21 protein-coding genes are annotated in these 26,229 nt (G+C 61.5%); 17 read left to right on the top strand and 4 right to left on the bottom strand.

What is annotated here, in order from left to right; genetic code table 11:
- The 4 genes from mfd to DW870_RS08520 all read left to right on the top strand — a co-directional run.
- Positions 1–2,250 (top strand): transcription-repair coupling factor (gene mfd / locus DW870_RS09425; protein ID WP_199573650.1); only part of this gene is annotated, 2,250 nt, incomplete at its 5' end.
- A gap of 154 nt (positions 2,251–2,404) precedes the next feature.
- Positions 2,405–3,268, top strand: a complete 864-nt coding sequence (locus DW870_RS08530; RefSeq protein ID WP_117735432.1) for a phosphatase PAP2 family protein — start codon at positions 2,405–2,407, stop codon at positions 3,266–3,268.
- Between the two features lie 45 nt (positions 3,269–3,313).
- Positions 3,314–4,339 (top strand): low specificity L-threonine aldolase, encoded by a 1,026-nt coding sequence (locus DW870_RS08525; RefSeq protein ID WP_117735433.1) that lies wholly within the window; start codon positions 3,314–3,316, stop codon positions 4,337–4,339.
- Between the two features lie 78 nt (positions 4,340–4,417).
- The gene (locus DW870_RS08520; RefSeq protein ID WP_117735434.1) at positions 4,418–4,999 is read left to right on the top strand and encodes a GNAT family N-acetyltransferase; all 582 of its coding nucleotides are present in this window, start codon (positions 4,418–4,420) and stop codon (positions 4,997–4,999) included.
- 124 nt (positions 5,000–5,123) lie between these two features.
- Here the strand turns inward: DW870_RS08520 and DW870_RS08515 are convergent, their stop codons facing one another.
- Complete coding sequence (locus tag DW870_RS08515) at positions 5,124–5,846, bottom strand: GntR family transcriptional regulator (RefSeq protein WP_117794030.1); 723 nt, start codon at positions 5,844–5,846, stop codon at positions 5,124–5,126.
- 205 nt (positions 5,847–6,051) lie between these two features.
- Here DW870_RS08515 and DW870_RS08510 point away from each other — a divergent pair, with 205 nt between their 5' ends.
- The 12 genes from DW870_RS08510 (at position 6,052) to DW870_RS08455 (ending at position 19,617) form a co-directional block, all read left to right on the top strand.
- Positions 6,052–7,044, top strand: a complete 993-nt coding sequence (locus DW870_RS08510; RefSeq protein WP_117648180.1) for an SIS domain-containing protein — start codon at positions 6,052–6,054, stop codon at positions 7,042–7,044.
- A 362-nt stretch (positions 7,045–7,406) separates the two neighbouring features.
- Positions 7,407–8,489, top strand: a complete 1,083-nt coding sequence (locus DW870_RS08505; protein ID WP_158565191.1) for a DMT family transporter — start codon at positions 7,407–7,409, stop codon at positions 8,487–8,489.
- Between the two features lie 184 nt (positions 8,490–8,673).
- On the top strand, positions 8,674–9,597 hold the full coding sequence (locus DW870_RS08500; RefSeq protein WP_117877477.1) for a PTS mannose/fructose/sorbose transporter subunit IIAB: 924 nt from the start codon (positions 8,674–8,676) through the stop codon (positions 9,595–9,597).
- Between the two features lie 36 nt (positions 9,598–9,633).
- A complete protein-coding gene (locus DW870_RS08495) occupies positions 9,634–10,428 on the top strand; it encodes a PTS sugar transporter subunit IIC (RefSeq protein WP_006235136.1) in 795 nt (264 codons plus the stop codon).
- Between the two features lie 13 nt (positions 10,429–10,441).
- Positions 10,442–11,275: a PTS system mannose/fructose/sorbose family transporter subunit IID gene (locus tag DW870_RS08490; protein WP_117848824.1), complete on the top strand. Its 834-nt coding sequence runs from the start codon at positions 10,442–10,444 to the stop codon at positions 11,273–11,275.
- A gap of 200 nt (positions 11,276–11,475) precedes the next feature.
- Positions 11,476–12,459: an SIS domain-containing protein gene (locus tag DW870_RS08485; protein ID WP_226790479.1), complete on the top strand. Its 984-nt coding sequence runs from the start codon at positions 11,476–11,478 to the stop codon at positions 12,457–12,459.
- A 160-nt stretch (positions 12,460–12,619) separates the two neighbouring features.
- Complete coding sequence (locus DW870_RS08480; protein WP_158565190.1) at positions 12,620–13,249, top strand: HAD family phosphatase; 630 nt, start codon at positions 12,620–12,622, stop codon at positions 13,247–13,249.
- 206 nt (positions 13,250–13,455) lie between these two features.
- Positions 13,456–14,463 carry a YitT family protein gene (locus tag DW870_RS08475; protein ID WP_117877471.1) on the top strand — a complete coding sequence of 336 codons (1,008 nt, stop codon included), beginning with the start codon at positions 13,456–13,458 and terminating at the stop codon, positions 14,461–14,463.
- A 211-nt stretch (positions 14,464–14,674) separates the two neighbouring features.
- Positions 14,675–15,394 carry a GntR family transcriptional regulator gene (locus tag DW870_RS08470; RefSeq protein WP_117877469.1) on the top strand — a complete coding sequence of 240 codons (720 nt, stop codon included), beginning with the start codon at positions 14,675–14,677 and terminating at the stop codon, positions 15,392–15,394.
- 369 nt (positions 15,395–15,763) lie between these two features.
- Complete coding sequence (locus DW870_RS08465) at positions 15,764–17,746, top strand: ATP-dependent DNA helicase RecQ (protein ID WP_117877467.1); 1,983 nt, start codon at positions 15,764–15,766, stop codon at positions 17,744–17,746.
- A gap of 2 nt (positions 17,747–17,748) precedes the next feature.
- Positions 17,749–18,504: a GntR family transcriptional regulator gene (locus DW870_RS08460; RefSeq protein WP_117877465.1), complete on the top strand. Its 756-nt coding sequence runs from the start codon at positions 17,749–17,751 to the stop codon at positions 18,502–18,504.
- 144 nt (positions 18,505–18,648) lie between these two features.
- Positions 18,649–19,617, top strand: coding sequence for an SIS domain-containing protein (locus DW870_RS08455; protein ID WP_117877463.1), 969 nt, complete (start codon positions 18,649–18,651; stop codon positions 19,615–19,617).
- 131 nt (positions 19,618–19,748) lie between these two features.
- On the opposite strand, the gene DW870_RS08450 is transcribed toward DW870_RS08455, so the two are convergent.
- On the bottom strand, positions 19,749–20,726 hold the full coding sequence (locus DW870_RS08450; RefSeq protein WP_117877461.1) for an L-lactate dehydrogenase: 978 nt from the start codon (positions 20,724–20,726) through the stop codon (positions 19,749–19,751).
- 210 nt (positions 20,727–20,936) lie between these two features.
- Between DW870_RS08450 and metA the strand changes: the two genes are divergently transcribed.
- A complete protein-coding gene (gene metA, locus DW870_RS08445) occupies positions 20,937–21,863 on the top strand; it encodes a homoserine O-succinyltransferase (protein ID WP_117877459.1) in 927 nt (308 codons plus the stop codon).
- A 23-nt stretch (positions 21,864–21,886) separates the two neighbouring features.
- Here metA and DW870_RS08440 read toward each other — a convergent pair whose 3' ends face one another.
- Both DW870_RS08440 and DW870_RS08435 read right to left on the bottom strand, forming a co-directional pair.
- Positions 21,887–22,483 (bottom strand): 5-formyltetrahydrofolate cyclo-ligase, encoded by a 597-nt coding sequence (locus tag DW870_RS08440; RefSeq protein ID WP_117770308.1) that lies wholly within the window; start codon positions 22,481–22,483, stop codon positions 21,887–21,889.
- Between the two features lie 365 nt (positions 22,484–22,848).
- A complete protein-coding gene (locus DW870_RS08435; RefSeq protein ID WP_117848893.1) occupies positions 22,849–25,887 on the bottom strand; it encodes an insulinase family protein in 3,039 nt (1,012 codons plus the stop codon).
- Between the last annotated feature and the right edge of the window lie 342 nt (positions 25,888–26,229).

The following is a 26,229-nucleotide window of genomic DNA, read 5'->3' as shown; positions in this document are numbered from 1 at the left end:
GAGGGGGGCGCGGCCCAGGCTGCCGCCGGTGCCGCTGTGCCCACCATCTCGCGCGGGCGCGTGACCTTTGTGGATGCCGCTCTGCCGCAGGGCGTGGTGGTGCCCGATGCCAATCTAGCCGTGTTCTCGATCGCCGACCTCAACGCCCGCATGGATGCCAACCGTGCCCGCAGCCGCCGCAAGGTCGACATTACGCAGATCACCTTCCCCTTTAAGCCGGGCGACTACGTGGTGCACGCAACGCATGGCATCGCGCTCTTTAGCGAGATTGCGCGCCAGGAAGTGGGCGGCAAGGAGCGCGACTACTTTTTGCTGGAATATGCCGATGGCGACAAGCTCTACGTGCCGCTCGAGCAGGTCGACCGCATCACGCGCTATGTTGGCCCCGACGGCGACAAGCCGCGCCTGACTAGGCTCAATACCGCCGACTGGACGCGTGCCACCAACAAGGCGCGCAAGAACGCCAAAAAGCTGGCGTTTGATCTGGTCGACCTGTATACGCGCCGCTCGTCGATTACCGGTATCGCCTGTCCGCCCGATACGCCCGAGCAGATCGAGATGGAGGAGAGCTTCCCCTACGACGAGACGCGCGACCAGCTGGAGGCTATCGCCGACATTAAGGCCGACATGGAGGCGCCCAAGCCCATGGACCGCCTGCTGTGCGGCGACGTGGGCTTTGGCAAGACCGAGGTCGCCCTGCGCGCGGCGTTTAAGTGTGTGGACTCCGGCCGTCAGGTCATGGTGCTCTGCCCCACGACCATTCTGGCCCAGCAGCACTACGAGACCTTCTTTGAGCGCTTTGCCCCGTTTGGCCTTGAGGTCGAGGTGCTCAGCCGCTTCCGCACGCCGGCGCAGCAAAAGCGCGCGCTCAAGGCGTTTGCCGAGGGCACGATCGACGTGCTCATCGGCACGCACCGCTTGCTTTCGGCCGATGTGAACCCCAAGAACCTGGGCCTGGTGATCATCGACGAGGAACAGCGCTTTGGCGTGCAGCACAAGGAGCAGCTCAAGAACCTGCGCGAGCAGATTGACGTGCTCACGCTTTCGGCAACGCCTATTCCGCGAACCATGCAGATGGCCACGAGCGGCGTGCGCGACATGAGCCTGATCACGACACCGCCGACTGGGCGTCGTCCCGTGATCGTGCACGTGGGGGAGTACGACCCCGACGTGGTGAGTGCAGCGATTCGCCTGGAGGTGAGTCGCGGCGGACAGGTGTACTACGTGTCCAATCGCGTCAAGACCATTGACGACGCCGTGGCGCGCGTGCACGAGGCCGCGCCCGAGGCGCGCGTGGGCGTGGCGCACGGCAAGATGAGCCCGCGCGAGGTCGAGGACGTGATGATCGAGTTCGCGACCAAAAAGATCGACGTGCTCATTGCCACGACCATCGTGGAGAGCGGTATCGACAACGCGTGCGCCAACACGCTTATCATCGAGGATTCGCAGCGCCTGGGCCTGGCACAGCTCTACCAGCTCAAGGGCCGTGTGGGCCGCTCGGCTACGCAGGCCTACGCATACTTTATGTTCCCGGGCGAGCTGCCGCTTACCGAGGAGGCAACGGCGCGCCTGACCGCACTGTCCGAGTTCCAGGACCTGGGCAGCGGCATGCGCATCGCCATGCGCGACCTGGAGATTCGTGGCGCCGGCTCGCTTATGGGCGCCGAGCAGCACGGCAACCTGTCGAGCGTGGGCTTTGACCTGTTTACGCAGATGCTGGGCCAGGCCGTGGCCGAGGCGCGCGGCGACGACGATGCCGGCGTGGAGGCGGCGAACGTGGGCATTAACCTGCCGGCCGACTACTTCTTGTCCGAGGAGTACCTGCCGGCGGTGGATCAGCGCGTGCTCGTGTACCGTAAGCTCGCGGCGGCCGAGGACCTGGAGAGCATCGACGAGGTGCAGGAAGAGACTGAGGCCGCGCATGGCGAGCTGCCGTTGGCGGGACTCAACCTGTTCAACCGCGCGCGCATTCGTATTCGCGGCGAGCGCCTGGGGCTCGAGAGTGTCACGCTCAGCGGCGGGCGCATTACCTTCCTGGGCGTCGACGTGCCCAAGAAGGTGGCCTTTGAGTTCAAGACTCGCTATGGCGCGGTGAACTTCCCCAAGAGCCGCAAGCTATCGGTGCCCTACAAGGCGGGCGCCGGCGCAGGCAGCGGCCTGGGCCGCGGTCTCGACGCCAACGACGGCATCGGCCCCGTGGCGGCCGCACTCATGCTGCTGCAGCAGCTGGGTGCGAGCGACGACGACTAACAAGTAAGTCGGTGGGACAAAGTTATCAGTAGTTTTGTCCCAGGTGCGACAGTCGCATCGAGCCTGTCAACGCAAGCAACCCTGGGACAAAAACTACTGATAACTTTGTCCCACCACGTTGCGGGTCGACCCTTCGCCCCATCGAAAGGAAAGCATGTTCGGGTACATTTACAAGAAAGATGCCGCTGCTATCGCGGTTGTCCTGTGCCTTTGTCTGTGCGTGGGCAGCTTTTTCGATTATCAGATCTCGAGCGCGCTGTTTAACATCGCTAGCATGTACGGCCGCTTTATCGAGGCCGCCGGCGAGCTGCCGTTCGAGCTGACGGCGAGCATCGCGGGCGTTATGCTCGTGCGCGCGGTGCGTCCCGACTCCAGGGGGAGCAAATGGCTCGCCGTGCTCGGCATCCTTGTCAACGTCGGTCTGACTGGCTACGAGGTCGTTTCGTCCCTGCGGGTTGGCGGCAAACTTGTCGCAGCACAGTTGGTGCTGACGTTTGTGCTGGTCATCGCCGCCAACCTTATCGTCTGCCGCCTCACGCGCGATACCGATCCCAAAGAGCTCACGCGCTGGGCGTTGATGGTGCTTGCCGTGTGGGTCGCCCAGGCCGTCATCCTCAACGTGATCGTCAAGCCGCTGTGGTCGCGCCCGCGCATGCGCGTGATCGCGGTGACGCAGGGACTCGATTTTCAGCCGTGGTGGGTGATCGGTAACCCCGACAAGTGGGCCTATATCGCCGCCGGCGTGATCAAGGACGGCTTTAAGTCGTTTGCGAGCGGACACACGGCACACGCGGCGATCGGCCTTATGCTCGCCGGGCTTCCCGCGGCGACCTTTAAGGAAAAGCCGTCGCGCCGCCGCGTGGTCTTTTGGGTCGCCGCTGTGGTTGCGGCGCTCGTCGCCTTTGGTCGCATCGTGATTGGCGCGCACTTTTTGAGTGACGTGAGCTGCGGCTTTGCCCTGGTGCTGGCGCTCGAGTGCCTTGCCGCGCGCATTGCTTATCCGGGCGGCGTACAATAGCCCCATCTGAATCATCGGGCTCGTGCCCGGCTAGAGAGGATTATCATGCTCGCGTTCAACAACGACTATTCCCACGGCGCACATCCGGCGGTGCTGCAGGCGCTCGTCGACACCAATATGGAGCCGCAACCCGGCTACGGTACCGATGCACATACCGAGCGTGCCAAGCAACTTATTCGCGAGGCCTGCCAGGCGCCTGACGCCGACGTGTTTTTCCTGGTGGGCGGCACGCAGGCTAACGCGACGGTGATCGACATGCTGCTTGCGCCGTACGAGGGCGTCGTTGCTGCCGAGACTGGCCACGTTGCCTGCCACGAGGCGGGCGCCATCGAGTTTGGCGGCCACAAGGTGCTCACCATCCCCGGCTACGAGGGCAAGATGCACGCCGAGGATCTCGAAAACTATATCCAGGTGTTCTACGAAAACGAGAGCTACGAGCACACGGTATTCCCGGGCGCCGTGTATGTGAGCCTGTCGACCGAGTACGGCACGCTGTACTCCAAGGCCGAGCTCGCGGCGATTCATGCGGTGTGCCAGAAGCGCCAGATTCCGCTGTTTGTGGATGGCGCCCGCCTGGCCTATGCGCTGGCAGCCGATGAGTGCGACATTACCCTGCCCGAGCTGGCACAGCTGTGCGACGTGTTCTACATTGGCGGCACCAAGTGCGGCGCGCTTTGCGGCGAAGCCGTGGTGTTTTGCGGCATGCACGCTCCGGCACATCCCATTCCGCGCATTAAGCAGCACGGAGCGCTGCTTGCCAAGGGCCGCCTGACGGGCGTGCAGTTTGAGGCACTCTTTACCGATGGCCTGTATTTTGAGGTTGGTCGCCAGGCAATCGAGGCCGCGCAGGCGCTTCGTCGCGTGCTGCACGAGCGCGGCTACCAGTTCTTCTTGGAGACGCCGACCAACCAGCAGTTCGTGATTCTGCCCAACGAGGACATGGCCCGCATTCGCGAACATGCCTCGATCGAGTACTGGGAAAAGTACGACGAGGCCCACACCGTGGTACGTTTTTGCACCAGCTGGGCCACGACGCAGGAGGACATCGACGCGCTGGCGGCTGTCCTGTAGGTTGATGTAATGACGAGGGGCCGCCTTGCACCTGGGTTTGGCGCGGGGCGGCCTTTGCTTTTGAGAGGGAAGGGTTGTATGGCCGAGATGTCCGAGCCGACGATTCGCCTGGCGACGCCCGAAGACGCGCCGGCGTTGCTTGCCATCTATGAGCCGTATGTGCGCCAGACGGCGATTACCTGCGAATACGAGGTGCCGAGCGTTGAGGAGTTCGCCGGGCGCATCGAGCGTACACTCAAGCGCTATCCGTATCTGGTGATGGAGCTGGACGGGCGTCCGGTGGGTTATGCCTACGTGAGCCCGCTCAACAGCCGCGAGGCATACGACTGGTCGGTCGAGACGTCAATCTACCTGGCGCGCGATGTGCGCCATGGTGGGCTGGGTCGCAAGCTGCACGATGCGCTCAAGCAATGCCTGGTCGCGATGGGCATCACCAACATGTGCGCGCTCATCGCCGTACCGCACGACAAAGACGACGAGTATCTGACGCACAACAGCCAGGACTTCCATGCTCATATGGGGTATCGCCTGGTGGGCGCCTTCGACCGTTGCGCCCAAAAGTTCGGCCGCTGGTACGACATGTGCTGGATGGAGCTGGTCCTAGCCGAGCGCGTCCCCAACCAACCCAAACCAACCTGGTTCCCCGACCTCCTCGCCTAAAACCACCACAATGGGGACAGGCACCTTTGTGGTGGTTTCTCTCGAAAATCGGCCGTTTTTGGCGCGTTAACCTTAAAAACCACCACAAAGGTGCCTGTCCCCATTGTGGTGGTTTTGGTGGTGGTTAGCCGATGGGCTCGGTGTATTTGGCGCGGTCGGTGCGCTGGATACGCTTGGAGATGTGCAGCGGGCGGCCGTCGGTGTCGTAGACGTAGTCGGTGATCAGAATCAGCGCCTGCCCGCGCTTCACATTGAGCAAAAACGCCTCGTTTTGCGAGGCATAACACACCTCAAAGGTCTTGTGCCCCTGCGCCGGCGCGCGATGGAACTCCTGGCGCAGTGCGGTGTAGAGCGATCCGTTGATATCGCGATCGATGAGCGCCTCAAAACTTGGCGGCAGATAGGTGGTCTCCAAGCACAGCGGCGCATCGTCTAGATAGCGCAGACGGACGAGCTTGACGAGCTTGCTGCCCACGGCGGCATCGAAAAACTTGGCCACGTCGCCGGCAGCCTTGGCAAAGCCCGAGTCCACCGTGCGCGTGGTGGGCTTCATGCCCTGGCCCTGGATCTGCGCCGTGTAGCTCGAAAACACCAGGTTGTTCTCGTGGAGCGCCGGCGTGTCAGCCACAAAGGCGCCGCGCCCGCGCTCGGTGCGAACCAGGCCTTCATCAACGAGCACCTTAAGGGCATGGCGCACAGTGCTGCGCGACAGCCCCGATTCGTCCATGAGCTCCATTTCGGACGGCAGCTTGTCACCGCAGGCGTAGATGCCGGCAGCGATGCGGTCGCGAAGCGTGGCCGCCAGACGCTCGTATTGGGTCAGTTTCTTTTTAGATGAAGCGCTCATGCGATCAACCTGTATCTAACCTGTATGCTTGCCTAATCAAGCATGTATCCAATTCAACAACAAAACCGCTGGTAACGAGTATTTATATACCGTATCAGCAAAATATCTAAGACAAATATAGCATACAACTAGTCGACATCGCTAAAACATGTATGTAACTTGTATGCCATCAAGAGCATCAAATGAGAAGAAAGGCTGATGCACGATGACTACTCAGGAACAGGTTAAGGATGTCGTCTCCCAGGTTTTGGCTGACAAGGCAGACAAGGGCGGCATCAAGCGCGTTGTGTGGATTGGCGCCGGCGGATCCAACGGCGGCAACTATCCTGCCCAGTACTTTATGGAGCACGAGGCTACGCAGGTCGTGAGCTCCAGCTACACCAGCAACGAGTTCGTGCACGCCACCCCGGCCTACGTCAACGAGAACACCCTGGCCGTCGTCGTTTCCATGCGCGGCACCAAGGAGACCATTGTCGCCGCTCAGGTCGCTAAGGACCACGGCGCCAGCACCATCGCCATCTATGTTGACGAGTCCGCCCTCACCGAGGTCTGTGACTACAAGATTCAGTACGACAGCTTGGCCGTCGACGAGTCCTGCATGGGCCGCACCAACTCCGCCGTTGTGACCATGATCGCTATGGAGCTTACGCAGCAGACCGAGGGCTATGCCGAGTACGAGACCGCTATGGCAGCCTTCGACCTGGTCGATCCTATCTATCGCAAGGCCGTTGAGTACACCCGTCCGCTCGCTGCCAAGTGGGCCGAGCAGAACGCTGACAAGCCCTGCATCAACGTCATGGCTCAGGGTCCGCTCTTTGGTGCCGCCTATGTCTTTAGCATCTGCAACGTGCAGGAGATGCTGCAGATCGACTCCTGCACCATCAACACCTGCGACTTCTTCCACGGCCCCTTCGAGATCCTGGACAAGCGCACCTCGCTGTTCCAGCTCATCAGCGTCGGCCGCAGCCGCTGCAATGACGAGCGCGGCATCCGCTTTGTCAACCAGTACGGTGGCGAGCGCGTCTATCAGCTCGATGCCAAGGAGCTCGGTCTCAACGACATCAAAGACAGCGTGAGCGAGTACTTCAACCACCTGATCTTTGCGCCGATCCTCAACAACGTGTACATGCGTGCACTCTCTGCCGTTACCCACAAGGACTACATGACGCGCCGCTACATGTGGAAGCTGGACTACTAGGAGTTACGCGGTTTTACCAAACCGCGTAACGGCTCGACGCTGCGCTGTCCGTCCTCTACCTGCGGCGGGTCACTCATTGGGGACGTACTTAAACGACTGCCCCAAGGTGAGAGTGGATAAGCTCCCGTTTTTGGCCTGTTTGGTGGCTCAAAGTGGGAGATTATTCACTCTCGTCATTTTGCGGCAGTTGGGTGACTAGTCATCGGGGACGTTTTTGTTTGACTAGTCGTTTAAGAACGTCCCCAATGACTACACTCCTTTTGTCTAGAGATTTCCCGTTTGCCGATTTGTGTCTTGATAAATGTATATAACGACTATAACGTAGCATGAAACATACTGGAAACAAAGCCAAGGAGGCTACGTTGAAGAGAAGCAATCTGGGCTATGTGCTGGTGCTGATCGCCGCGCTTATGTGGGGCAGCATCGGAATCTTTGTAAACGGCATCTCGGCCATGGGCGTTTCGTCCCAGAGCATGGCTGCCTTTCGCTTGTTGGTCGGAGCGCTTATCTTGGCGCCGGTCCTGATGTTTATGGGCTGCCGTCCGGGTGAGGGGTCTACCGTGGCTCAGGGTCCGCTGGCCCTGTTCAAGGCAAGCCCTAAAGAGCTTGTTCCCTGCGCGCTTGTCGGTATCGTCGGTTTGGCCGCCGCCAACACCTGCTATTACGAGTGCATGGGCGAGGTGGGCATGTCCACGGCCTCGGTGCTGCTCTACACCTCGCCGGTGTTTGGCGTCGTGCTCGGCCGCGTGCTTTATCGTGAGGACGTGACCCCTAACAAGCTTGTTGCCATCGCTTTTAACATAGGTGGCTGTGTACTTGCAGTGACCAATGGCGACCTTTCCGGTTTCCATTTTTCGGTTTGGGGCGTCACGTCGGGCGTGATTGCGGGCCTTTGTGGTGCGTCGCTCGCGGTGTTTAGCCGAATAGCAACCAAGACGGTCCACCCGCTGGCCGTCACGTTTTGGGGCTTTGTTTTTGGCGGTGCGGTTATGGCAGCTATCGCGGCTCCGTGGCCGGATGTCGCCGTGGCAATGTCGCCACAGCTGCTGCTGCTGTTCCTTGGCTTTGGACTCATCCCCACAGCCGTGGCTTACATCTTATATATGCAGGGTCTATCCATGGGGCTCGAGACGTCGAAAGTTCCCGTCGTAATGTCATTCGAGACAGTCGTCACCGTACTGCTGGGCATTGGTATCTACGCGGAGCCCGCCGGCACGATCAAAGTATTGGGCATTGTCTTGGTACTCGTGTCCATCGTGATCATGAATACGGATTTTACCATGCTGCGCAACAGTACCTTTGTCGGCCATGTTATTGAGAGCATGACCTTTAAGCCCAACGCGTGGTGGACGGAGAAATCGCAGGACATGGATCTCTTCAAGGAGCGCACGGGCATCGCGCTGGAACCCACCGTGCAGGAAAGCCCCTGGTATTTCGTGCGATAGAGGCAGTGTAAGCCCTTGGGGAACGTAACTGAGCGGGACTGTCCAACGAGCCACGGCGCTTTCGTTTCCAGTCAGTTAAACCCGCGAACGGTCGATATTTGGCCGTGAGTGGTTCTTATAATAATTATCAATATTCGCAACGTATAAGACGTTATAATGACCATAACGAAAAGGAGGAGGCAAGATGAATCAGATCATTCTCGCATCTCATGGCGGCCTGGCCGCAGGCGCCAAAGACACGCTCGAGATGGTTCTCGGCGACGTGTCGAACGTCCACGTCGTGTCGCTTGCTCGTGACGACAAGGAGCCCATCACCAATAAGGTGGACGCTCTGATCGCCACGTTCAACGCGGACGACACCGTCTATGTGCTGACCGATATGCTCGGCAGCTCGGTCAACAACAGCATGGTCGAGCTTTCCCGCAACGGTGCAGCATTCACGGTGATCAGCGGTTTCAACATTCCGCTGGCACTGACGCTTGCTATGAGCCCCGTCCCCGTCACGGGCGCCGAGCTCGCGGCCCTCATCAACGAGGCCCGCACCGGTCTGACCAACCCCAACGCGCCGATCGAGGCTGCCGTGGCCCCCACTAAGAAGGCCAAGGCGCCCCGTCACGGCTCCGGTCCCGCCAAGATCGTCCTCGCACGTCTTGACTACCGTCTGCTGCACGGCCAGGTCGTCTTTACCTGGACCACCAAGGTTCAGGCCGAGCGCATCATCGTCGTCGACAACGCTGCCGCCAACGATGACATCAAGAAGGGTGCTCTAAAGTTGGCCAAGCCCCAGGGCGTGCGCCTGAACGTCTTCACCGTCGAGCGTGCCCTCGCCAAGATGGACAAGCTCAACACCCTCGGCGAGCGCGTCATGTTCGTCTTTGGCAACACGGCCGAGATGCTGCAGTTCTGCCAGGGCTACAAGCTCGACGCCATCAACCTGGGCGCCACCGCCAACCACGACGGTGCCGATCAGGTCGGCGGCAAGGACAGCTCCGTCTTCCTCGACGCCACCCAGAAGGCCGACGTCAACCAGCTGCTCGACATGGGCATTAAGCTCTACGTCCAGCAGACCCCTACGTATCAGAGCGTCGACATCGACGCCAAGCTGTAATCAACCAGGCTTTTGCCTGACTGAAAGGAGAAGGGTATGAATACGTTCATCAGTGCGGTGCTCGTCGGCCTCGTCGGCGTGTTCTGCATGTGGGACTCCCGCCTGCTCGGTCGTCTTAACTTCGAGCAGCCCCTCGTTGGCGCTACGCTCGTCGGTCTGCTGCTGGGCGATGTGCCCACCGGCCTTGCCGTCGGTGCCGCCGTCGAGCTCGTGTCCATGGGCCTGGTGCAGGTCGGCGCCGCCGTTCCGCCCGATATGGTCCTGGGCGGCATCGTGGCCGCTGCCTTTGCGTGCCTGACCGATGCTTCCGCCGAGACCGCCATGACGATCGCCATCCCGGTCGCCGTCCTGGGTCAGCTCCTCGGCATCGTGTTCCGTTCCATCATCGCCGCCCTCACCCATGTGGCAGATAGCGCGATCGATAACGGAAAGTTCAAGACCGCCTACCGTATGCACATCTGCGCCGGCTCCGGTCTGTACGCCGTCATGTACTTCCTGCCGATCTTCCTCGCCGTCTTTGTTGGCACCGACCTGGTTCAGGCCATCGTCAACATGGTTCCCGAGTGGCTGTCCACTGGTCTTAACGTTTCGACCAAGATCATGACCGCCTACGGCTTGGCCCTGCTGCTCACCATGATGATCAAGAAGGGTATGACTCCGTTCCTGTTCATCGGTTTCCTGCTCGCCGCTTACCTCAACCTGTCCGTCATCGCGGTCGCTCTGATCGGTGTGTGCCTGGCTGTCGTCTTCATGGGCTTCAAGTTCAACGGTTCCCATGCAGCCGCCGGTGTCGATTCCGACTACGATCCGCTCGAAGACGACGAAGACTAAGGAGGAACACACTATGGCAACCGCAACCAAGGACGTGTCCCTGAACAAGAAGGTCAGCCAGTTCTTCTGGCGCTCCTGGGCCATCCAGGCCTCTTGGAACTACGAGCGTCAGATGAACATGGGCTTCCTCTACGGCATGGTTCCCACGCTCGATCGCCTCTATCCGGATGAGTCCGACCCCAAGCAGCTCGCTGCTAAGAAAGAGGCTTACCACCGTCACATGGCGTTCTACAACTGCACCCCGCAGACGAGCGCTTTCATCCTGGGCCTCGCTGCCTCCATGGAGGAGGAGTACGCCAAGGATCCCGAGAACTTCGATCCCGATTCGATCAACGCGGTCAAGACCTCCCTCATGGGTCCGCTTTCCGGCATCGGTGACTCCTTCTTCCAGGGCACCATCCGCGTTATCGCCTTTGGCCTGGGCGTTCAGCTGGCTCAGCAGGGCTCCATCATGGGCCCGATCCTGGCCATGCTCATCTCCATCGTCCCCTCTGTGCTGATCACTTGGTTCGCAGCCAAGATGGGCTATCAGGGTGGCCACGAGTACCTGAGCAAGCTTCAGGGCGGCGACCTCATGGAGAAGCTCATGTATGTCTGCGGCATCGTGGGTCTTATGTCCGTGGGCGGCATGATCGCTACGCTGATCGGCGCTACTACCCCGCTGCAGTTCGCTGAGGGTACCGTCGTGATCCAGGACATCCTGGACGGCATGATGCCCCAGATGATCTCCCTCGGCCTCACCGGCCTTATGTACTGGCTCATCAAGAAGAACGTCAACACCGGTTGGCTTCTCGTGATCGCCATCGTGGGCGGCATCGCCCTCTCCGCGGCCGGCATCCTGGCCTAGTCGCGACTAAGCGCCTAACCGCTTTCCCCCGGGGGCCTGCCTGGCATCCCATACCCCAGGCAGGCTTCCATCCCCAATAATGTGACAAAGGGACAGTTCCTTTGTCGCATCCTCAACGGGCCGGCGACTCGGTCCAAACCACGGTAACCCTGCGAGCGCCCGGCAATGTGGCGCCGCAAAAATCGAAAGGAATGTGTCAGATGTACGAGATCGACCTTAACCTCCCTAAGCAGATCGTCGCTGACGTCCTGTCCAACCACGAGATCCACAGCGTCGCCTTCGTCGGCTGCGGCGCTTCCATGTCCGACCTGTACCCCGCCAAGTACTTCCTGGCCAACAACACGGACAAGCTGAACGTTCAGATCTTCACCGCTAACGAGTTCAACTACGACACGCCCTCCTGGGTCAACGAGCACACCTTCGTGATCACCTGCTCCCTCGGTGGCTCCACGCCCGAGACCGTCGAGGCCAACAAGACCGCCAAGAAGCACAACTGCCCGGTCGTCTCCCTCACCAACAAGGCTGGCTCCGCTCTGACCGTTGACGCCGACCACGTCATCGTTCACGGCTTCCACGCCAACTACGCTGCCAAGTGCGAGAAGCCCGGCTATGCTATCGCTCTTGCTCTCGAGATCCTTCAGCAGACCGAGGGCTATGACCACTACGAGGACATGATCACCGGCCTCACCAACATCTTCGATCTCTGCGAGAACGCCGCTCAGCACTGCAAGAAGCTCGCCAAGAAGTTCGCCGAGGACTTCAAGGACGACAAGATGATTTACTTCATGGCTTCCGGTGCCTCCGAGAAGATGGCTTATTCTCACGCCGCCTTCCTGTTCACCGAGATGCAGTGGATCGACGCCGCCGCCTACAACACCGGCGAGTACTTCCACGGCCCGTTCGAGGTTTCCACCGAGGGTAAGCCCTACGTCTTCTTCATGTCCGATGGCGCCACCCGTCCGATGGACGCCCGCGCCCTCACCTTCCTTGAGCGCATGGGCGCCAAGGTCGCTCTGATCGACTCCAAGGACTACGGCCTGGCTGACGCCGTGCCCGCGAGCGTCATCACCTACTTCAACCCGCTGCTGCACCTCGCCGTTATGCGTGAGTACGGCAACCAGATCGCCGAGGCCCGTCAGCACCCGCTGACCATGCGTCGCTACATGTGGAAGCTTTCCTACTAATCACAAGTAAGTAGACCTTACGGGTTGATTGAGAGGGGATGGGGTTTGTGCCCCGTCCCCTTTTTTGCTCTGGGGAGGGCGTGTTCGTCGTTCCATAAAACCCCAGATAAAACCTACCAAAATAAACCTGTCCCTTTTTGGCAGGTGGGAGGAGATGCGTATGATCAAGGCAGTGCTGTTTGACATGGACGGCGTGCTGGTCGATACCGAGTGGTTCTACAACCGTCGCCGCGTGGCGTTTATGGAAGAGAAGGGGTTCCACTTTGACGAGATTCCCGATCTTTCGGGGTCTAACGAGCCCGCCATTTGGGAGGCGCTGGTGCCCGACGATATTGAGCTGCGCGAGCGTTTGCGCGTGGAGTACAAGCAGGTCTATAGCCCGGACCATCCCGTTCCGTATGCCGAGCTGCTCAACGAGCAGACGGAGCCGGTGATGCGCGAGCTGCACGAGCGTGGCGTGAAGTGCGCTATCGCGAGCTCGTCCTATCGCGAGCTCATCGACGAGCTGGTGGAGATTGCCGGCATCGCCGACGTGCTAGACTACACCATCAGCGGTCACGAGTGCAGTGCGTTTAAGCCCGATCCCGAGATCTACCTGCGTGCCATGGAGGCGTTGGGGGTGGAGCCTACCGAGTGCCTGGTTATCGAGGACTCGCCTTTGGGTATCGAGGCCGGCAAGCGCTCCGGCGCCCGCGTCCTGGCGCTGCGCCCGCACGAAGGCGTCAACCTGGACCAGTCCGCCGCCGACACCATCATCGACAACCTGACCGACATCCTACCTGCCATTTAGGGATAGGTTTATTTTGGCAGGTTTTATCTGGGCAAATGCCGAATTCGCCGTGAAGGGACCGCTCTCTTCACGGCGTTTTTCTTTTGGGCGGCCTCACGGTCCTTCTGATGGTTGTCGAGGGAGGGTGAATTGAAGCGCTCCCGCACGCTCCATGCTACAATCGCGGGCATGCCTCACAACTAGATCTGCCTTCGAAAGGAGCCTCCGTGGCGAACGCCATCGATCAGCTCACGGACCGCGTGCTCGTGCTCGGCCGCCTCACTATCGTCCGCCGCGCCATCACCGCTGTGGCAGTCACCATTTCGGCTGTTCTCCAGACATTCCTGATTCAGGCGTTCATTCGGCCCGCCGACCTGCTTCCGAGCGGTCTTACCGGCGTCGCGGTCCTGCTCGATCGCGTTACCTCGCTTGGCGGCGTTCACATCGACATCTCGCTCGGTATGCTCGCGCTCAACATCCCTGTGGCGCTCCTATGCTGGAGCGGCATTAGCAAGCGCTTCGTCATCTTCTCGATGATGCAGGTCGTGCTCTCGTCGCTGTTCCTCAACATCTTTCACTTTTCCCCGTTTTTGGGCGACAAGATCATGCTCATCATTTTTGGCGGCGTGGTCTCGGGTCTGGGTGCTGCCATCGCGCTAAAGTCCGGCGCATCCACCGGCGGCACCGACTTTATCGCGCTGTGGGTCTCCAACCACACGGGCAAGACCATATGGGGCGTCATCTTTGGTTTTAACTGTTTTATCCTGGCGATCTTTGGCTTTATGTTTGGCTGGGACAAGGCGGCGTACTCCATCGTGTTCCAGTTTATTTCGACCAAGACCATCGACAGTTTCTATCGTCGCTACGACCGCGTGACGCTGCAGATCACGACGCGCAAGGCAAACGAGGTCATGGCCGCCTATGTTGACCATTTTCAGCACGGCATTAGCTGCGCCGAGGTCATCGGCGGATACAGCCGCGAAAAGATGTACCTGCTGCATGCCGTTGTCTCGACCTACGAGAGTCAGGACATTATCAAGCTGGTGTGCGACATTGATCCCGGCGCCGTGATCAACGTGTTCCACACGCTCAACTTTGTGGGCGGCTGGTGGGGTGGTCATGTCGACGAACCCATGCCCACGGCCGTACCCGATCCCGACAAGCCCGCGCGCATGGCCAGCAGGCAGGCGCGCCTCAGCGAGCAGGACAGCCTGCAGCAGGACGACGGCAGGTAGGGTATTGGCATTTTGCCGGCCTGGCGCAACCCTTCCGTATGAGCCCCTCGAAAGCCTCGCTGCTTTCGAGGGGCTTTCGTTTTCCCAGATAAAACCTACCAAAATGAAGCTGTCGCTTTTTGGTAGGGAGGGTGTATCGTTTTATCATTATGAGGTAACATGAAACTAGACGTTATATACGTATTAGTTATTTCGATAAGAGTGATCAGATATGCCCGCGCCCAAAAATGCACCGCTTTACCAGCAGATTTACGACGAGATCAAGGATGCGATCGAGAAAGGTGTTTATGCACCCAAGGAGCGTATTCCGTCCGAGCTTGAGCTAGCCGAGCAGTACGACGTGAGCCGCATTACGGTGCGCCGCGCCGTCGAGGAGCTGTGCTCCGATGGCTACCTGGTTAAGCAGCAGGGCCGTGGTACCTTTGTCTCCACGCCGCACATCAATCGTCAGTTCCACGCTTCGACGCTGCAGACGTTTACCGCGCTGTGTGCCAGCAACGGCATGAAGGCGGGCGCGCATGTGGTCGATCGCCAGATTGTGCCGGCACGTCAAAACGAGATGGAGTTCTTTGGCCTGCAAAAGGACGCGCTGCTGCTGCATATTAAGCGCGTGCGTACAGCCGACGGCGAGCCCATCTTTGAGGAGAACATCTTTGTGCCGTTTGACGCCTACCGTGAGCTGTTGACGGCCGATCTTGAGGACAAGTCGATTTTTGCCGAGGTCGAGCGTGTTGGCGGAACGCCGATTGTCTCGGTTGGCTACCGCACGGTCGAGGCCGTTCGTGCCAATACCGAGCAGGCGGCCGAGTTGGGCATTGCTCCGCACGATCCGCTGCTCAACCTGCGTGCCAGCTTTACCGGTCCCAATGGCGAGCCGGTTCTGATGGGTAAGCAGTACTACGTGGGTAGCCGCTACGTCATGGTCATGTAAGTTACGCGGTTTTACCAAACCGCGTAACGGGCCGACGCTGCAAGCCCGCCAGAGCGGCAATCTGCCTTTCAACTTCGGCGGCATGACCAGAAGGTCAATGCCGCCTTGTTTCAAGGCACCTTGCTCGCTCTGGCGGGCTTTCGCTGACATTGCCAAAACATCGACTACCCGCAGAATGAGCGTGGATAATCTCCCGTTTTTGGCTCAATGGTGGGTCCAAAGTGGGAGATTATCCACGCTCATCAGGAAAGTGTCCAAAAATCCACGCTCGTTCGCCTTGGATTACGTTGCCCGTGGCCGATGGCGGCGCGGCACCGGTCCGCGTGGCGGCGTATAATCGGCGGCAGATGACTTGAACGTTAGGAAACCATGACCGATAGCATGCAGCAGATGGCGCTCGACACGCTCGGCGCCTATTTTGGCTACACCTCGTTTCGCCCGGGACAGGACCGCATGGTCGATGCGATCCTTGCCGGTCGCGATGCGCTGGGCGTTATGCCCACGGGCGCCGGCAAGTCCATTTGCTACCAGGTGCCCGCGCTCATGCTGCCCGGCATCACCTTTGTGGTGAGTCCGCTGCTGTCGCTTATGGAGGACCAGACCCGTGCGTTGCTCGCGGCGGGTGCGCGACCCAGCTATCTCAACTCCAGCCTTACTCCGGCCCAGCAAAACACTGTGCTCAAGCGGGCGCGCGAAGGCCGCTACCAGCTTATGTACGTGGCGCCCGAGCGCTTGCTTGAGCCGCGTTTTTTGGCCTTTGCGCAGGAAGCTGCGGCCGAAGGCGGCATCGGCGTGCCGCTCGTGGCCATTGACGAGGCCCACTGCGTGAGCCAATGGGGTCAGGATTTCCGCCCCGCCTACCTGCAGATTCGCGAGTTCATCGATTCCCTGCCGCAGCGCCCTATCGTGGCAGCCTTTACCGCTACGGCGACCGAGCGTGTGCGCGCGGACATTCAGCAAATGCTCGGCCTGCAAAACCCCGCGACGGTGGTGACGGGCTTCGATCGCAAGAACCTCTACTTTGGTTGCGAGGAGATGGGCGACAAGGCCAAGACCGCCTGGGTGCGCGACTATGTGATTGCGCATTCGGGCGAGAGCGGCATCGTGTATTGCTCGACCCGCAAGACGGTCGATGCGCTGGCAGGCGAGCTTGCCGAGGCACTGGGCCCCAGCGGCATTCGCGTGGGTCGCTACCATGCCGGCATGGGCAACGACGCCCGCCGCCAGAGCCAGCGCGCCTTTATCGACGACGATATTCAGGTGATGGTTGCCACCAATGCCTTTGGCATGGGTATCGACAAGCCCAACGTGCGCTACGTGATTCATAACAACGTGCCCGAGAGCATCGAGGCCTACTACCAAGAGGCAGGTCGCGCCGGTCGCGATGGCGACCCGGCCAGCTGCCATTTGCTGTGGAATGGCAACGATTTTCGCATGCGCCGCTTTCTGATCGACCGCGGCGACGCTGCCGACGAGGCGCTCGACGACGAGCAGCGCGCGTGGGCGCTCCAGAATCGATATCGTCTGCTCAGCCAGATGGAGGGCTACTGCAATACCACCGGCTGCCTGCGCGAATATATGTTGCGCTACTTTGGCGACGAGGCCGCGGCCGAGCATGCTGCTGCGGCTGGTGCGGGCGCCACCGCCACGGACGAAGCCGAGGGCTGCGGCAACTGCAGCAACTGCCTCACGCAGTTCGAGGTCGAGGACGTCACCGATATGGCCCGCGCCGCCGTGCGCTATGTGGCCACGCGTCCCATGCGCTTTGGCAAGTCGCTGATCGCCGACGTTCTTCACGGCGGCAACACCGAGCGCATTCGCCAGATGCATCTGGACGAGGACCGCGGCTACGGTGAGCTGTCGAGCGAATCGGTCGGGCGCATCAAGGACATCATCGGCCAGCTGTGCGGCCGCGGTTATTTGGCCACCTCGCAGGGGCAGTACCCGGTCGTGGGACTGGGTCCGCGTGCCGGCGAGGTCGAGGATGAGGCGTTCGCCTTTACCGTTAAGCGTCGCGCGTCCAAGCGCAAGGCCTCGGCTCGCGCCCGCCGTGCGGTGGATCTGCTGCGCGAGGAGGCTGAGCTGGATCAGCGCCCGCGCGTGGGCGACGATGCCGAGCTGTTCGAGCGCCTGCGTGCCTTGCGCAAGGAGATCTCGACCGAGCTGGAGATGGCGCCGTACATGGTCTTCTCCGACAAGGCCCTGCGCGGTCTGTGCCGCCTGCGCCCGCAGACGCGCGACGAGCTTATCCAGGTCAACGGCATTGGCGAGAAAAAGGCCGACGCCTTTGGCGAGCAGTTTATGGCGGCGATTGAAGAGTTTGAATCCGAGCATGCACGGGATGGAGCGTAACGATGGCAACCGACGATAAAACCGGCCGCGCTGGCGCGTCCGCCGTGCCGCTGTACCAGCAGGTCATGGACGACCTAAAGGGCGAGATCGCGCGCGGCGTGTACCCTGCCGGTTCGCGCATTCCTGCCGAGATGGAGCTCGCGAAGTCCTACGGCGTGGGGCGCATCACCGTGCGCCGTGCCATCGAGGAGCTGTCGCGCGCGGGGTATCTCCACCGACAGCAGGGGAGGGGCACCTTTGTGTGCGCTCCCAAGCTCAAGCGCAAGATTGTCCAGAAAGGCGACGTCCAGAGCTTTTCCGAGGGTTGCGCCGCCAACGACATGGTGGCCGGAGCGCGCCTGGTGTCGCGCACGGTGGTTGCGGCGACGCACGAGGACGCGGCATTTTTTGGCGTGGAACCCGGCTGCGAGCTCATTGTGGTCGAGCGCGTGCGCACGGCAGACGGCGTGCCCGTCATGCTCGAGAACAACGCCTTTGTGCTCGCCGACCATCCCTACCTGCAGACGCTGGCCGCCGAGGACCTCACCGATAACTCGATCTTTGCGCTCGTTGCCGACCACTCGGGCCGCGCGCCGCTCAAGTCCGATCCCTGCACCGTGGAGATTGCGCTTGCCGATGCTCAGGCGGCCCCGCTGCTGGAGGTGCCGGTCGGCGAGCCGCTCTTTTATATGGAGGCGTACTTTACCGATGCGGACGAGCGGCCCTTGCTGCTCGGGCGCCAGAAGATAGTGGGCTCGCGCTACGTCTTCGACATCTAACGTCCACAGATAGAACAACATAGAACAAGTTTGGCGAAATGACTTCACGGGCGTCGTTGTGCGTGCTATAAATAGGACAACATAGAACGACCGCAGGTACGAGCTGTCGTCGTTCAAAGCCGCCCCACAAGGAGGAACATCAGGATGAACGCACATGATCTGATTCAGGAAATCATCGAGCGCAAAGGCAAGATCGAGAACGTCTTTTGGATCGCCTGCGGCGGTTCGATGATCGACCTGATGCCGGCCAACGAGCTGCTCAAGCGCGAGGCCACCACGTTTGCCTCGACGGTCTACACGGCACGCGAGTTTTGCCTGATGGCGCCCAAGAGCCTGGGGCCGAAGTCGCTCGTCGTCGCCTGCAGCCACAGCGGCAATACGCAGGAGGTTGTCGATGCCTGCGAGATGGCGCTCGCCGCCGGCGCCGAGGTCGTGACTATGACCGACTACGCGGGCTCCAAGATCGACAACGGCAAGTGGACCACCTGGGTCTATCCGTGGGGCAAGGGCGAGTCGCAGGCCGAGGTCCCGCAGGGCATTGGCGTGCTAATGGCTGCCGAGCTGCTCGACCAGCAGGAGGGCTACGAGGCGCTCGCCGACATGTATGCCGGCCTTAAGCAGATGGACGCGCTGCTGCCCGCCGCCCGCGAGAAGGTCAACGCCGAGCTGGGTGATCGCTTTGCCGAGCTCTGCCAGCAGCACAAGTTCTTCTATATCCTGGGCTCCGGCCCCAACTTTAGCCAGACCTACGCCATGGCGATCTGCTCGCTCATGGAGATGCAATGGCAGCACTGCTGCTACATCCACTCCGGCGAGTATTTCCACGGTCCCTTCGAGGCTACCGAGCCCGGCGTGTTCTACTTTGTGCAGCTCGGATCGGGCGAGTGCCGCCCCATGGAGGAGCGCGCGCTGGCGTTCCTCAACACGCACACCGACACGATCATGGTGCTCGACGCGCTCGAGTACGGCGTGGGCGACGTGCCCGCCAGCGTGCGTTCGTACCTCGAGCCGATATTCTTCTACAACATGAGCTGCGAGCTGCGCGCCGCCCGCGGAAAGGTGTTCGACCACAGCCCTGAGATTCGTCGCTACATGGGCATCGAGCAGTACTAGGTAACGGGAAAAGCATTCACCTTCGATTCGCAAGCGAACAGCGTGCGTAAAAAGCGGGCCGCGCCGGTGGGTTTCCGGCGCGGCCCGCTTAGTATCGCGCATAGATTCGCAAGGTTGCGGCAGCCAGCGGCTTACTTGGCGTCGTAGGCCTCGGTATCCCACCAGTCGAGCTGGGCGATGTTGTCGCGGATGTGCTGGCAGCTCTTGTGGAAGCCCTCGAGCTCGTGCTCGGAAAGGTCGAGTGTGTAGACCTCCTCGACGCCCTCGGCACCGATCACGCACGGCAGGGAGGTAAAGATACCCTCCTCGCCATACTGGCCGGTCATAAGCGTAGAGGCCGAAAGCACGGCGTGCTCGTTGTGCAGCACGGCGGCGCAGACGCGCGCGGCGGAGTTGGCAACGGCGTACTCGGTGCACTGCTTGCCCTGGTAGGTCACATAGCCGCCCTTGCGTGCAAGCTCCTCGACCTCCATGTGGTCGAAGGCGTACTTGTCGGGGTTCTCGGCCTGAAGCTCGTTGAGGTTTTTGCCAGCGATGGTTGCGGCCTTAAAGGCAGCAAGCTGGCTAAAGCCGTGCTCGCCGATCATGTAGGCGTCGATGGACTTGGGGCTCACGCCGACCTTCTTGGAGATCTCGGTGCGCAAGCGGGCGGAGTCCAGACCGCAGCCCGAGCCGATGATCTTCTTGGGATCGTAGCCGGTCAGGTGCCACAGCTCGGTGCACACGACGTCGCAGGGGTTGGAGATGCTCACGAAGATGCCGTCAAAGCCGGCGTCGACGATGCGCTTGGCAAAGGAGCGGGCGGCGTCGGTGGTAAAGAACAGCTCGCCGTCGCGGTTGCCGGCGGCCAGCGCGACCTTGCCGGCAGCGTTGACGATGACGTCGCAGCAGGCAAGCTCCTCGTAGTGGTCGTAGCAGTTGACGATCTTGGTGTTGTACGGGACAAACGAAAGGGAGTCGCGCAGGTCCTGGACCTCGGACGTCACTTTGGCCTCGTTGATATCGCACAGGTACAGCTCATCGGCAATGCCCTGCATGAGCAGGCTGTTGGCGACATGTGCTCCTACGTGGCCCTGGCCGACCACACCGATCTTACGCGTCTGGTACATATACGTATCCTTTCGGCCGAGTTTTTCGCGTCGAACCATTGTAGCGTCCTGCTGCCACTTTGCTAGGCTAAAGCGCCGTAGATTTTTGGACATGCCTTAATCTCTACTTTTGGAGTGATTTGGGCCGCTGACGGCATCGCTGGGCGATGTGCTCGCGCGGATGGGGCCGGTCGTTGTACCATAGCTGCAACTGACTCGTAAGGAGCATCCATGCCCATTCGCATCCCCGACGCCCTCCCTGCCGCCGCGCAGCTCGAGAGCGAGAACATCTTTGTCATGACCGAGTACCGCGCGCTGCACCAGGACATCCGTCCACTGCGCGTGCTCATTCTCAACCTCATGCCCACCAAGATTGCCACCGAGACGCAGATCATGCGCAAGCTCTCCAACACGCCGCTGCAGGTGGAGGTGGACCTGCTGCGCACCAAGACGCACGAGGCCACGCACGTGAGCGCCGGCCACTTGGAGACGTTCTACCGCACGTTCGACGACATCCGCGACATCCACTACGACGGCCTGATCATCACGGGCGCGCCGGTGGAGCAGATGCCGTTCGAAGAGGTCGACTACTGGCCCGAGCTCTGCCAGATCATGGATTGGTCCACCACGCACGTGCACTCTACGCTGCACATTTGTTGGGGCGCGCAGGCTGGCCTGTACCATCATTACGGTATCCAGAAGTACGACCTGCCGGCAAAGGCGAGCGGTGTGTTCGAGCATTATCTGGTGAAGCCGCAAAGCCCGCTGGTCCGCGGCTTCGACGACCGTTTCTATGCCGTGCATTCGCGCAACACCGATGTGCGCCGCGAGGACGTGGAGGCCGAGCCGCAGCTTGAGGTCGTGGCCGTGTCCGACGAGGTGGGCTTGTACATCGTCAAGTCGACCGACAGCCGCCGCTTCTTTGTCTTTGGCCATCCCGAGTACGATACCGACACGTTGCGCTTGGAGTACGAGCGCGACGTGAAGCGCGGGCTCAACCCCCAGGTGCCGGCGCATTACTTCCCAGGTGACGACCCCTCCGCCGAGCCGCGCAACGTCTGGCGCAGCCAGGCTCAGCTGCTCTACACCAACTGGCTCAACTACTACGTCTACCAGACCACGCCCTACGACCTGGCCCGCGCCGGCGAGGAGCACTAGGCCGCCGGGAGGTGCACCAGCCGTTAGGCGCTGATGATGTGGGGTAGCGGCAGGTCGTGGGCGTCGGTGGGAACGTGGTCGACACGCTGCTCGTCAAAGGCGATGCCGATAATTTGGCATGCGGGCGAGAGCATAGGCAGGTAGCGATCGTAACAACCGCCGCCGTAGCCCAGGCGCGCGCCGGTTTGGTCGAAGGCCACGAGCGGTACGACGATCATGTCGAGAGCTTCGGCAGGCACGATGGGGAAGCGGCCGCTGTCGATGTCCATGGCCGCGAAAGCCCGTGTGGGGTGGGCGATAAACGGAGCCGCGGACGCATCGTCGGCGGCAACTGCCCGCATACACATGCGCTGGCCACAAGCTGCGGCGTCTGTTGCCGAGAGCATGCACGGATAGGCCACGCGCCAGCCACGTTTGGCGGCAGCTGCGGCAAACGCGGCTGAGTCGACTTCGGAACCCATCGCGGCATAGACGGCAACGGTGTGCGGCGCCGCGGCATCCAAGCGGCCCAGCAGCTCGGCCAGCCGCGCACAGATAACGGCAGACTTCGCTGCCCGCACATCCAAATCAATCGCATCGCGCCGGGCAATCACTGCTCGCCGCAATTTAGCCTTGTCCATCCTAACCTCCTCTAGCAAACCTGCCAAAAAGGGACAGGTTTATTTTGGCAGGTTTATCTGGGCAAACAGCAAAACAACCACGAAGGGGATACATGCACCTTCGTGGTGGTCTGTGCTGTGATGGGCGTCTGCGGCGGTTTGTCTCGATCTGTAACATCAAGACGGCAATATCGGCTCCAGATGTTACAGATCGAGACGTTTCCAGACGACGCCGACCTTTTGTCTCAATCTGTAACAACTAGGTCCAATTTTGCCGAGTTACTGTTACAGATCGAGACAAACCGCCGCGGTGGGCTGCGCCGCCTCGCCCAAGCCGCAGAAAAAGGTAGATTTTCAGGCATGTCCTAAAAATCTACCTTTGTGCATTAGCCCAGCAGGTCGATGACGTTAAAGCCGGCGTTGCTCTTGGCGATGACGTCTCGGCCGCCAAAGACGCAGGTGGGCGACTCGGCTGCGATGCGCGTCACGTCGGCGCCGAGCGAGCGCAGCTCACCGGGCGTGGCGGCGAGCATCTGGGCGCGGCGCTCCTCGCGTGCGTGCGGATCGAGCCCGGCCAGGTAGGTCGTGTTGCGGCGCTTGGTGAGCGCGTACGGCTTCACCGGCGCGTCCATGCCGCTCACGCAGCTCACGATAAAGCCCTCAAAGGCGGCCTCGTCGGGCTCAAAGCTGCCGAGCCATTCGCCTGCACGCGCCACGCGCTCAATCGAAGGATCGATCGCCGGGTCGCGGTAGGTGTAGAACGCCGTCTGGCGCTCGCCGGCTGCGCGGAATCCGCAGCCGTACGCACCGCCCTTCACGCGAATCTCGTTCCACAGGTAATCGTAGGAGAGCGCGTTGGCAGCCACGGCCCAAGCGCCTGTCACGTCAATGCCCAGGCGACGCGGATCGCACGCACGCGCGGCAAAGCAGATGTCGCTGGGGATCACGAAAGCCTCGTGGCGGTCGCACGGCGCCGGCACCGCGAGCGCGTCGCGGCCGGCACCATCGCCTGCACCCAGCCCCAGGTCGCCCGCGGCATCCCAGTACGCGTCAAAGTCCTCGTCGCTGCCGGTAAAGCTCGCCATGCAGCCGTCGGCCACAAAGATGCGGCCCGCCAGCTCGGTAAGCTTGGCGCGCAGGCCGTCCAGGCGCTCGTCAAAGTGGTTGAGCAGATCGCGCAGGAACAGATAGAAATCAACGCCCGAAAGCTGCTCGCGCACCACGGCCGAAGGCGAGCTGTAGCTCATCGCGCGACCGAGCGCCGCCGAGTGGCCGTTGTTGATAAAGCCCTGCTCAAGCCCAATGCGAATCTGCGTGAGCACGTCGCGCATGCGGTCGGCGTCGGCGTCTGCCAAAAGCGTGCTCGACCATACCTCGCGCGGCAGACTCGCCAGCGCATCGATCTTCTCGGACAGGGCGCCGGCGCTCACCAGCAGGTAGGGGCGCACGCCGTCTACTTCGGGCTGCGTCATGACTTCGGTCGTAAAGCTCAAAAAGCCGAGCTTGCCGGCGAGCAAGTTATCGAGTTCCTCGGCCGAGTGCTCGCGCGTGGGCAGCTGCTTAAGCAGGCGGCAGAGCAGTGTCACATAGGGCAGGTCCTCAAACGCGACGCAGCTCAGGTCGAAATACTGCATGGCGTAGGCCAGACGGTTGGTGGGGATGCCGTGGCGCAGGCAGGGGATGGGCGCGGTCGTGTCCACGACCAGTGGCGGCTCGGGGCGCGCCTCGCCAATGTCGGACACGCGCAGGCGCGGCAGCGTGGCCTTGGCCTCGGGTGTGTCTTCCGCCTCCTGCGCGGCACGCAGCGCGGCCGTGCGCTCGACCACGTCGGCCAGCTCGGCATCGGTCATGGCATCGCGCTTGGCTGCCAGCTCGGCGGCCTCGGCACCCTCTGAACCATCGGCGGCGTCCACCGGCACCAGCTCGACCAGTGCCATGTGATCGTTCTGCAGCACCAGTTCGCGCAGCAGGTCCTCAAAATAGCTGCCGTCCAGGTCGCCGCGCAGCTCCTCGTACACCGGGCCGTACTTGAGCGCCAGCGTCGCGGCGTCGTCATCGTAGAGCCACGTGCTCAGCGCGTCGCACGCAATGGCCACGCCGTCGGCGATACCGTAGTCGCGCTGGCGCAGGTCGTATTCGTTGCTGCTGATGATGGCTTCCAGGCGCTCGCGCGAAACGCCGTGCTCGCATAGGTCGCGGCAGGCGTCCTGGAACACGCGGCGCAGCTCGCGCGCCACGCCGGGCTGCGCGTTTTGCAGCATGATGAGCTCGTAGGGCTGCAGGCTCTCGGCCGCGGTGTAGCTCACCACGTTGCCGCCCAGGCCGGCGGCCAGAATGGCCTTCTTAACCGGTGCTTCGTTGGAGCCCAGCAGTGCCTCGAACAGGATATCCGCCGCGATCGTGCGTTTGCGGTCGAGCGCGCTGCCCAGCACCAGGCCCAGGCCCACCAGGGCGTTCTCGGGTGTAGTGGCCATCTCGACGCGCTTGTACTCGCAGGTCACGGGCGCCTGCACGCCCAGCGGATTGGGCGCCAGCGTGGACGGGTCCTCGCCGGCGGCGACGGCAGCGTCCATGCGGCAGCTCGCGGCACTCGGCTGCGACAGATAACGCTCGTCCAAAAACGCCAGCGCGCGGTCCACATCTAGGTCGCCGTAGAGCGTTATATAAGAGTTGGAAGGATTGTAGTGGCGCGCGTGCGTGTCCAGGAACTGCTCGTAGGTGAGCGCGGGAATCGCGCGCGGGTCGCCGCCGCTCTCGTGCGCATAGGCGGTGTCGGGATAGAGCGCGGCGTTGATGGCGTCGTCCAGCACGCTCATGGGGTCGGACAGCGCGCCCTTCATCTCGTTAAACACCACGCCGTTATAGCGCAGCGTGCCCTCGCGCAGGCTGGCGGGGCTGCCGTCGCCCTCGCCCTCGGCGCTCTCTGGCAGATCCAGCTCGTAGTGCCAGCCCTCCTGCTCAAAAATGGTGGGCTTGGTATAGATGGCCGGGTTGAACACCGCGTCCAGGTACACGTCCATCAGGTTATACAGATCCTGCTCGTTGGTGGTGGCAACGGGGTAGATGGTCTTGTCGGGGTAGGTCATGGCGTTGAGGAACGTCTGCATGGAGCTCTTGATCAGGTCGACAAACGGCTCCTTGACGGGAAACTTGGCCGATCCGCACAGCACCGAGTGCTCAAGAATATGGAACACGCCGGTGGAATCGGCTGGCGGCGTCTTAAAGCCAATGGCAAAGGCCTTGTTTTCGTCGTCGCACGCCAGGTACAGCAGACGAGCGCCCGAGGCAGTGTGTCGCAGCACGTAAGCGTCCGAGTCGAGCTCGGGCACGGTCTCGCGGCGCTCGACGGCAAAGCCGTGGCAGGTAGTGCCGGGCACCAGCAGTGCAGCGGCTGCGGCGCGCGGGTCGGTTGAGGTGGTGGGCATATGCAGTCTCCTTTGACGCCCCAGCGGGGGCGAATCGAGTCGAATCCTCGAGAGTATACCCATATGGGGCCGCGACCCTGCGGCGAACTGGAGACGATACAGCCGGATTGGGCATAGGTCCCGCGTGCCCGCCGCACGAGCGTGGAAAATTGGACACTCGCCAAACGAGAGTGGATATTCGGACGGACGAGCGAGGATTTCCGGATACCTATCGAACGAGAGTGGATATTTGGACGGAATTTGCCGCAAAAGCCCCAAAAACCGTCCAAATATCCACTCTCGATGGTGGCGCGCGCAGACGTGGTGTAAGAGCGTCCTGAGGTCCGTCGCTGCAAGTCCCGA

This window comes from Collinsella sp. AM38-1BH (assembly GCF_003467545.1).
GTDB lineage: Bacteria > Actinomycetota > Coriobacteriia > Coriobacteriales > Coriobacteriaceae > Collinsella.
This window is presented reverse-complemented; position numbering and strand designations above follow the sequence as displayed.

Excerpts from the sequence above, each read along its gene's own strand:
- DW870_RS08530 (WP_117735432.1), top strand. The coding sequence starts at position 2,405 with ATGTTCGGGTACATTTACAAGAAAGATGCCGCTGCTATCGCGGTTGTC.
- DW870_RS08525 (WP_117735433.1), top strand. The coding sequence starts at position 3,314 with ATGCTCGCGTTCAACAACGACTATTCCCACGGCGCACATCCGGCGGTG.
- DW870_RS08520 (WP_117735434.1), top strand. The coding sequence starts at position 4,418 with ATGGCCGAGATGTCCGAGCCGACGATTCGCCTGGCGACGCCCGAAGAC.
- DW870_RS08515 (WP_117794030.1), bottom strand. The coding sequence starts at position 5,846 with ATGAGCGCTTCATCTAAAAAGAAACTGACCCAATACGAGCGTCTGGCG.
- DW870_RS08510 (WP_117648180.1), top strand. The coding sequence starts at position 6,052 with ATGACTACTCAGGAACAGGTTAAGGATGTCGTCTCCCAGGTTTTGGCT.
- DW870_RS08500 (WP_117877477.1), top strand. The coding sequence starts at position 8,674 with ATGAATCAGATCATTCTCGCATCTCATGGCGGCCTGGCCGCAGGCGCC.
- DW870_RS08495 (WP_006235136.1), top strand. The coding sequence starts at position 9,634 with ATGAATACGTTCATCAGTGCGGTGCTCGTCGGCCTCGTCGGCGTGTTC.
- DW870_RS08490 (WP_117848824.1), top strand. The coding sequence starts at position 10,442 with ATGGCAACCGCAACCAAGGACGTGTCCCTGAACAAGAAGGTCAGCCAG.
- DW870_RS08485 (WP_226790479.1), top strand. The coding sequence starts at position 11,476 with ATGTACGAGATCGACCTTAACCTCCCTAAGCAGATCGTCGCTGACGTC.
- DW870_RS08480 (WP_158565190.1), top strand. The coding sequence starts at position 12,620 with ATGATCAAGGCAGTGCTGTTTGACATGGACGGCGTGCTGGTCGATACC.
- DW870_RS08470 (WP_117877469.1), top strand. The coding sequence starts at position 14,675 with ATGCCCGCGCCCAAAAATGCACCGCTTTACCAGCAGATTTACGACGAG.
- DW870_RS08465 (WP_117877467.1), top strand. The coding sequence starts at position 15,764 with ATGACCGATAGCATGCAGCAGATGGCGCTCGACACGCTCGGCGCCTAT.
- DW870_RS08460 (WP_117877465.1), top strand. The coding sequence starts at position 17,749 with ATGGCAACCGACGATAAAACCGGCCGCGCTGGCGCGTCCGCCGTGCCG.
- DW870_RS08455 (WP_117877463.1), top strand. The coding sequence starts at position 18,649 with ATGAACGCACATGATCTGATTCAGGAAATCATCGAGCGCAAAGGCAAG.
- DW870_RS08450 (WP_117877461.1), bottom strand. The coding sequence starts at position 20,726 with ATGTACCAGACGCGTAAGATCGGTGTGGTCGGCCAGGGCCACGTAGGA.
- metA (WP_117877459.1), top strand. The coding sequence starts at position 20,937 with ATGCCCATTCGCATCCCCGACGCCCTCCCTGCCGCCGCGCAGCTCGAG.
- DW870_RS08440 (WP_117770308.1), bottom strand. The coding sequence starts at position 22,483 with ATGGACAAGGCTAAATTGCGGCGAGCAGTGATTGCCCGGCGCGATGCG.
- DW870_RS08435 (WP_117848893.1), bottom strand. The coding sequence starts at position 25,887 with ATGCCCACCACCTCAACCGACCCGCGCGCCGCAGCCGCTGCACTGCTG.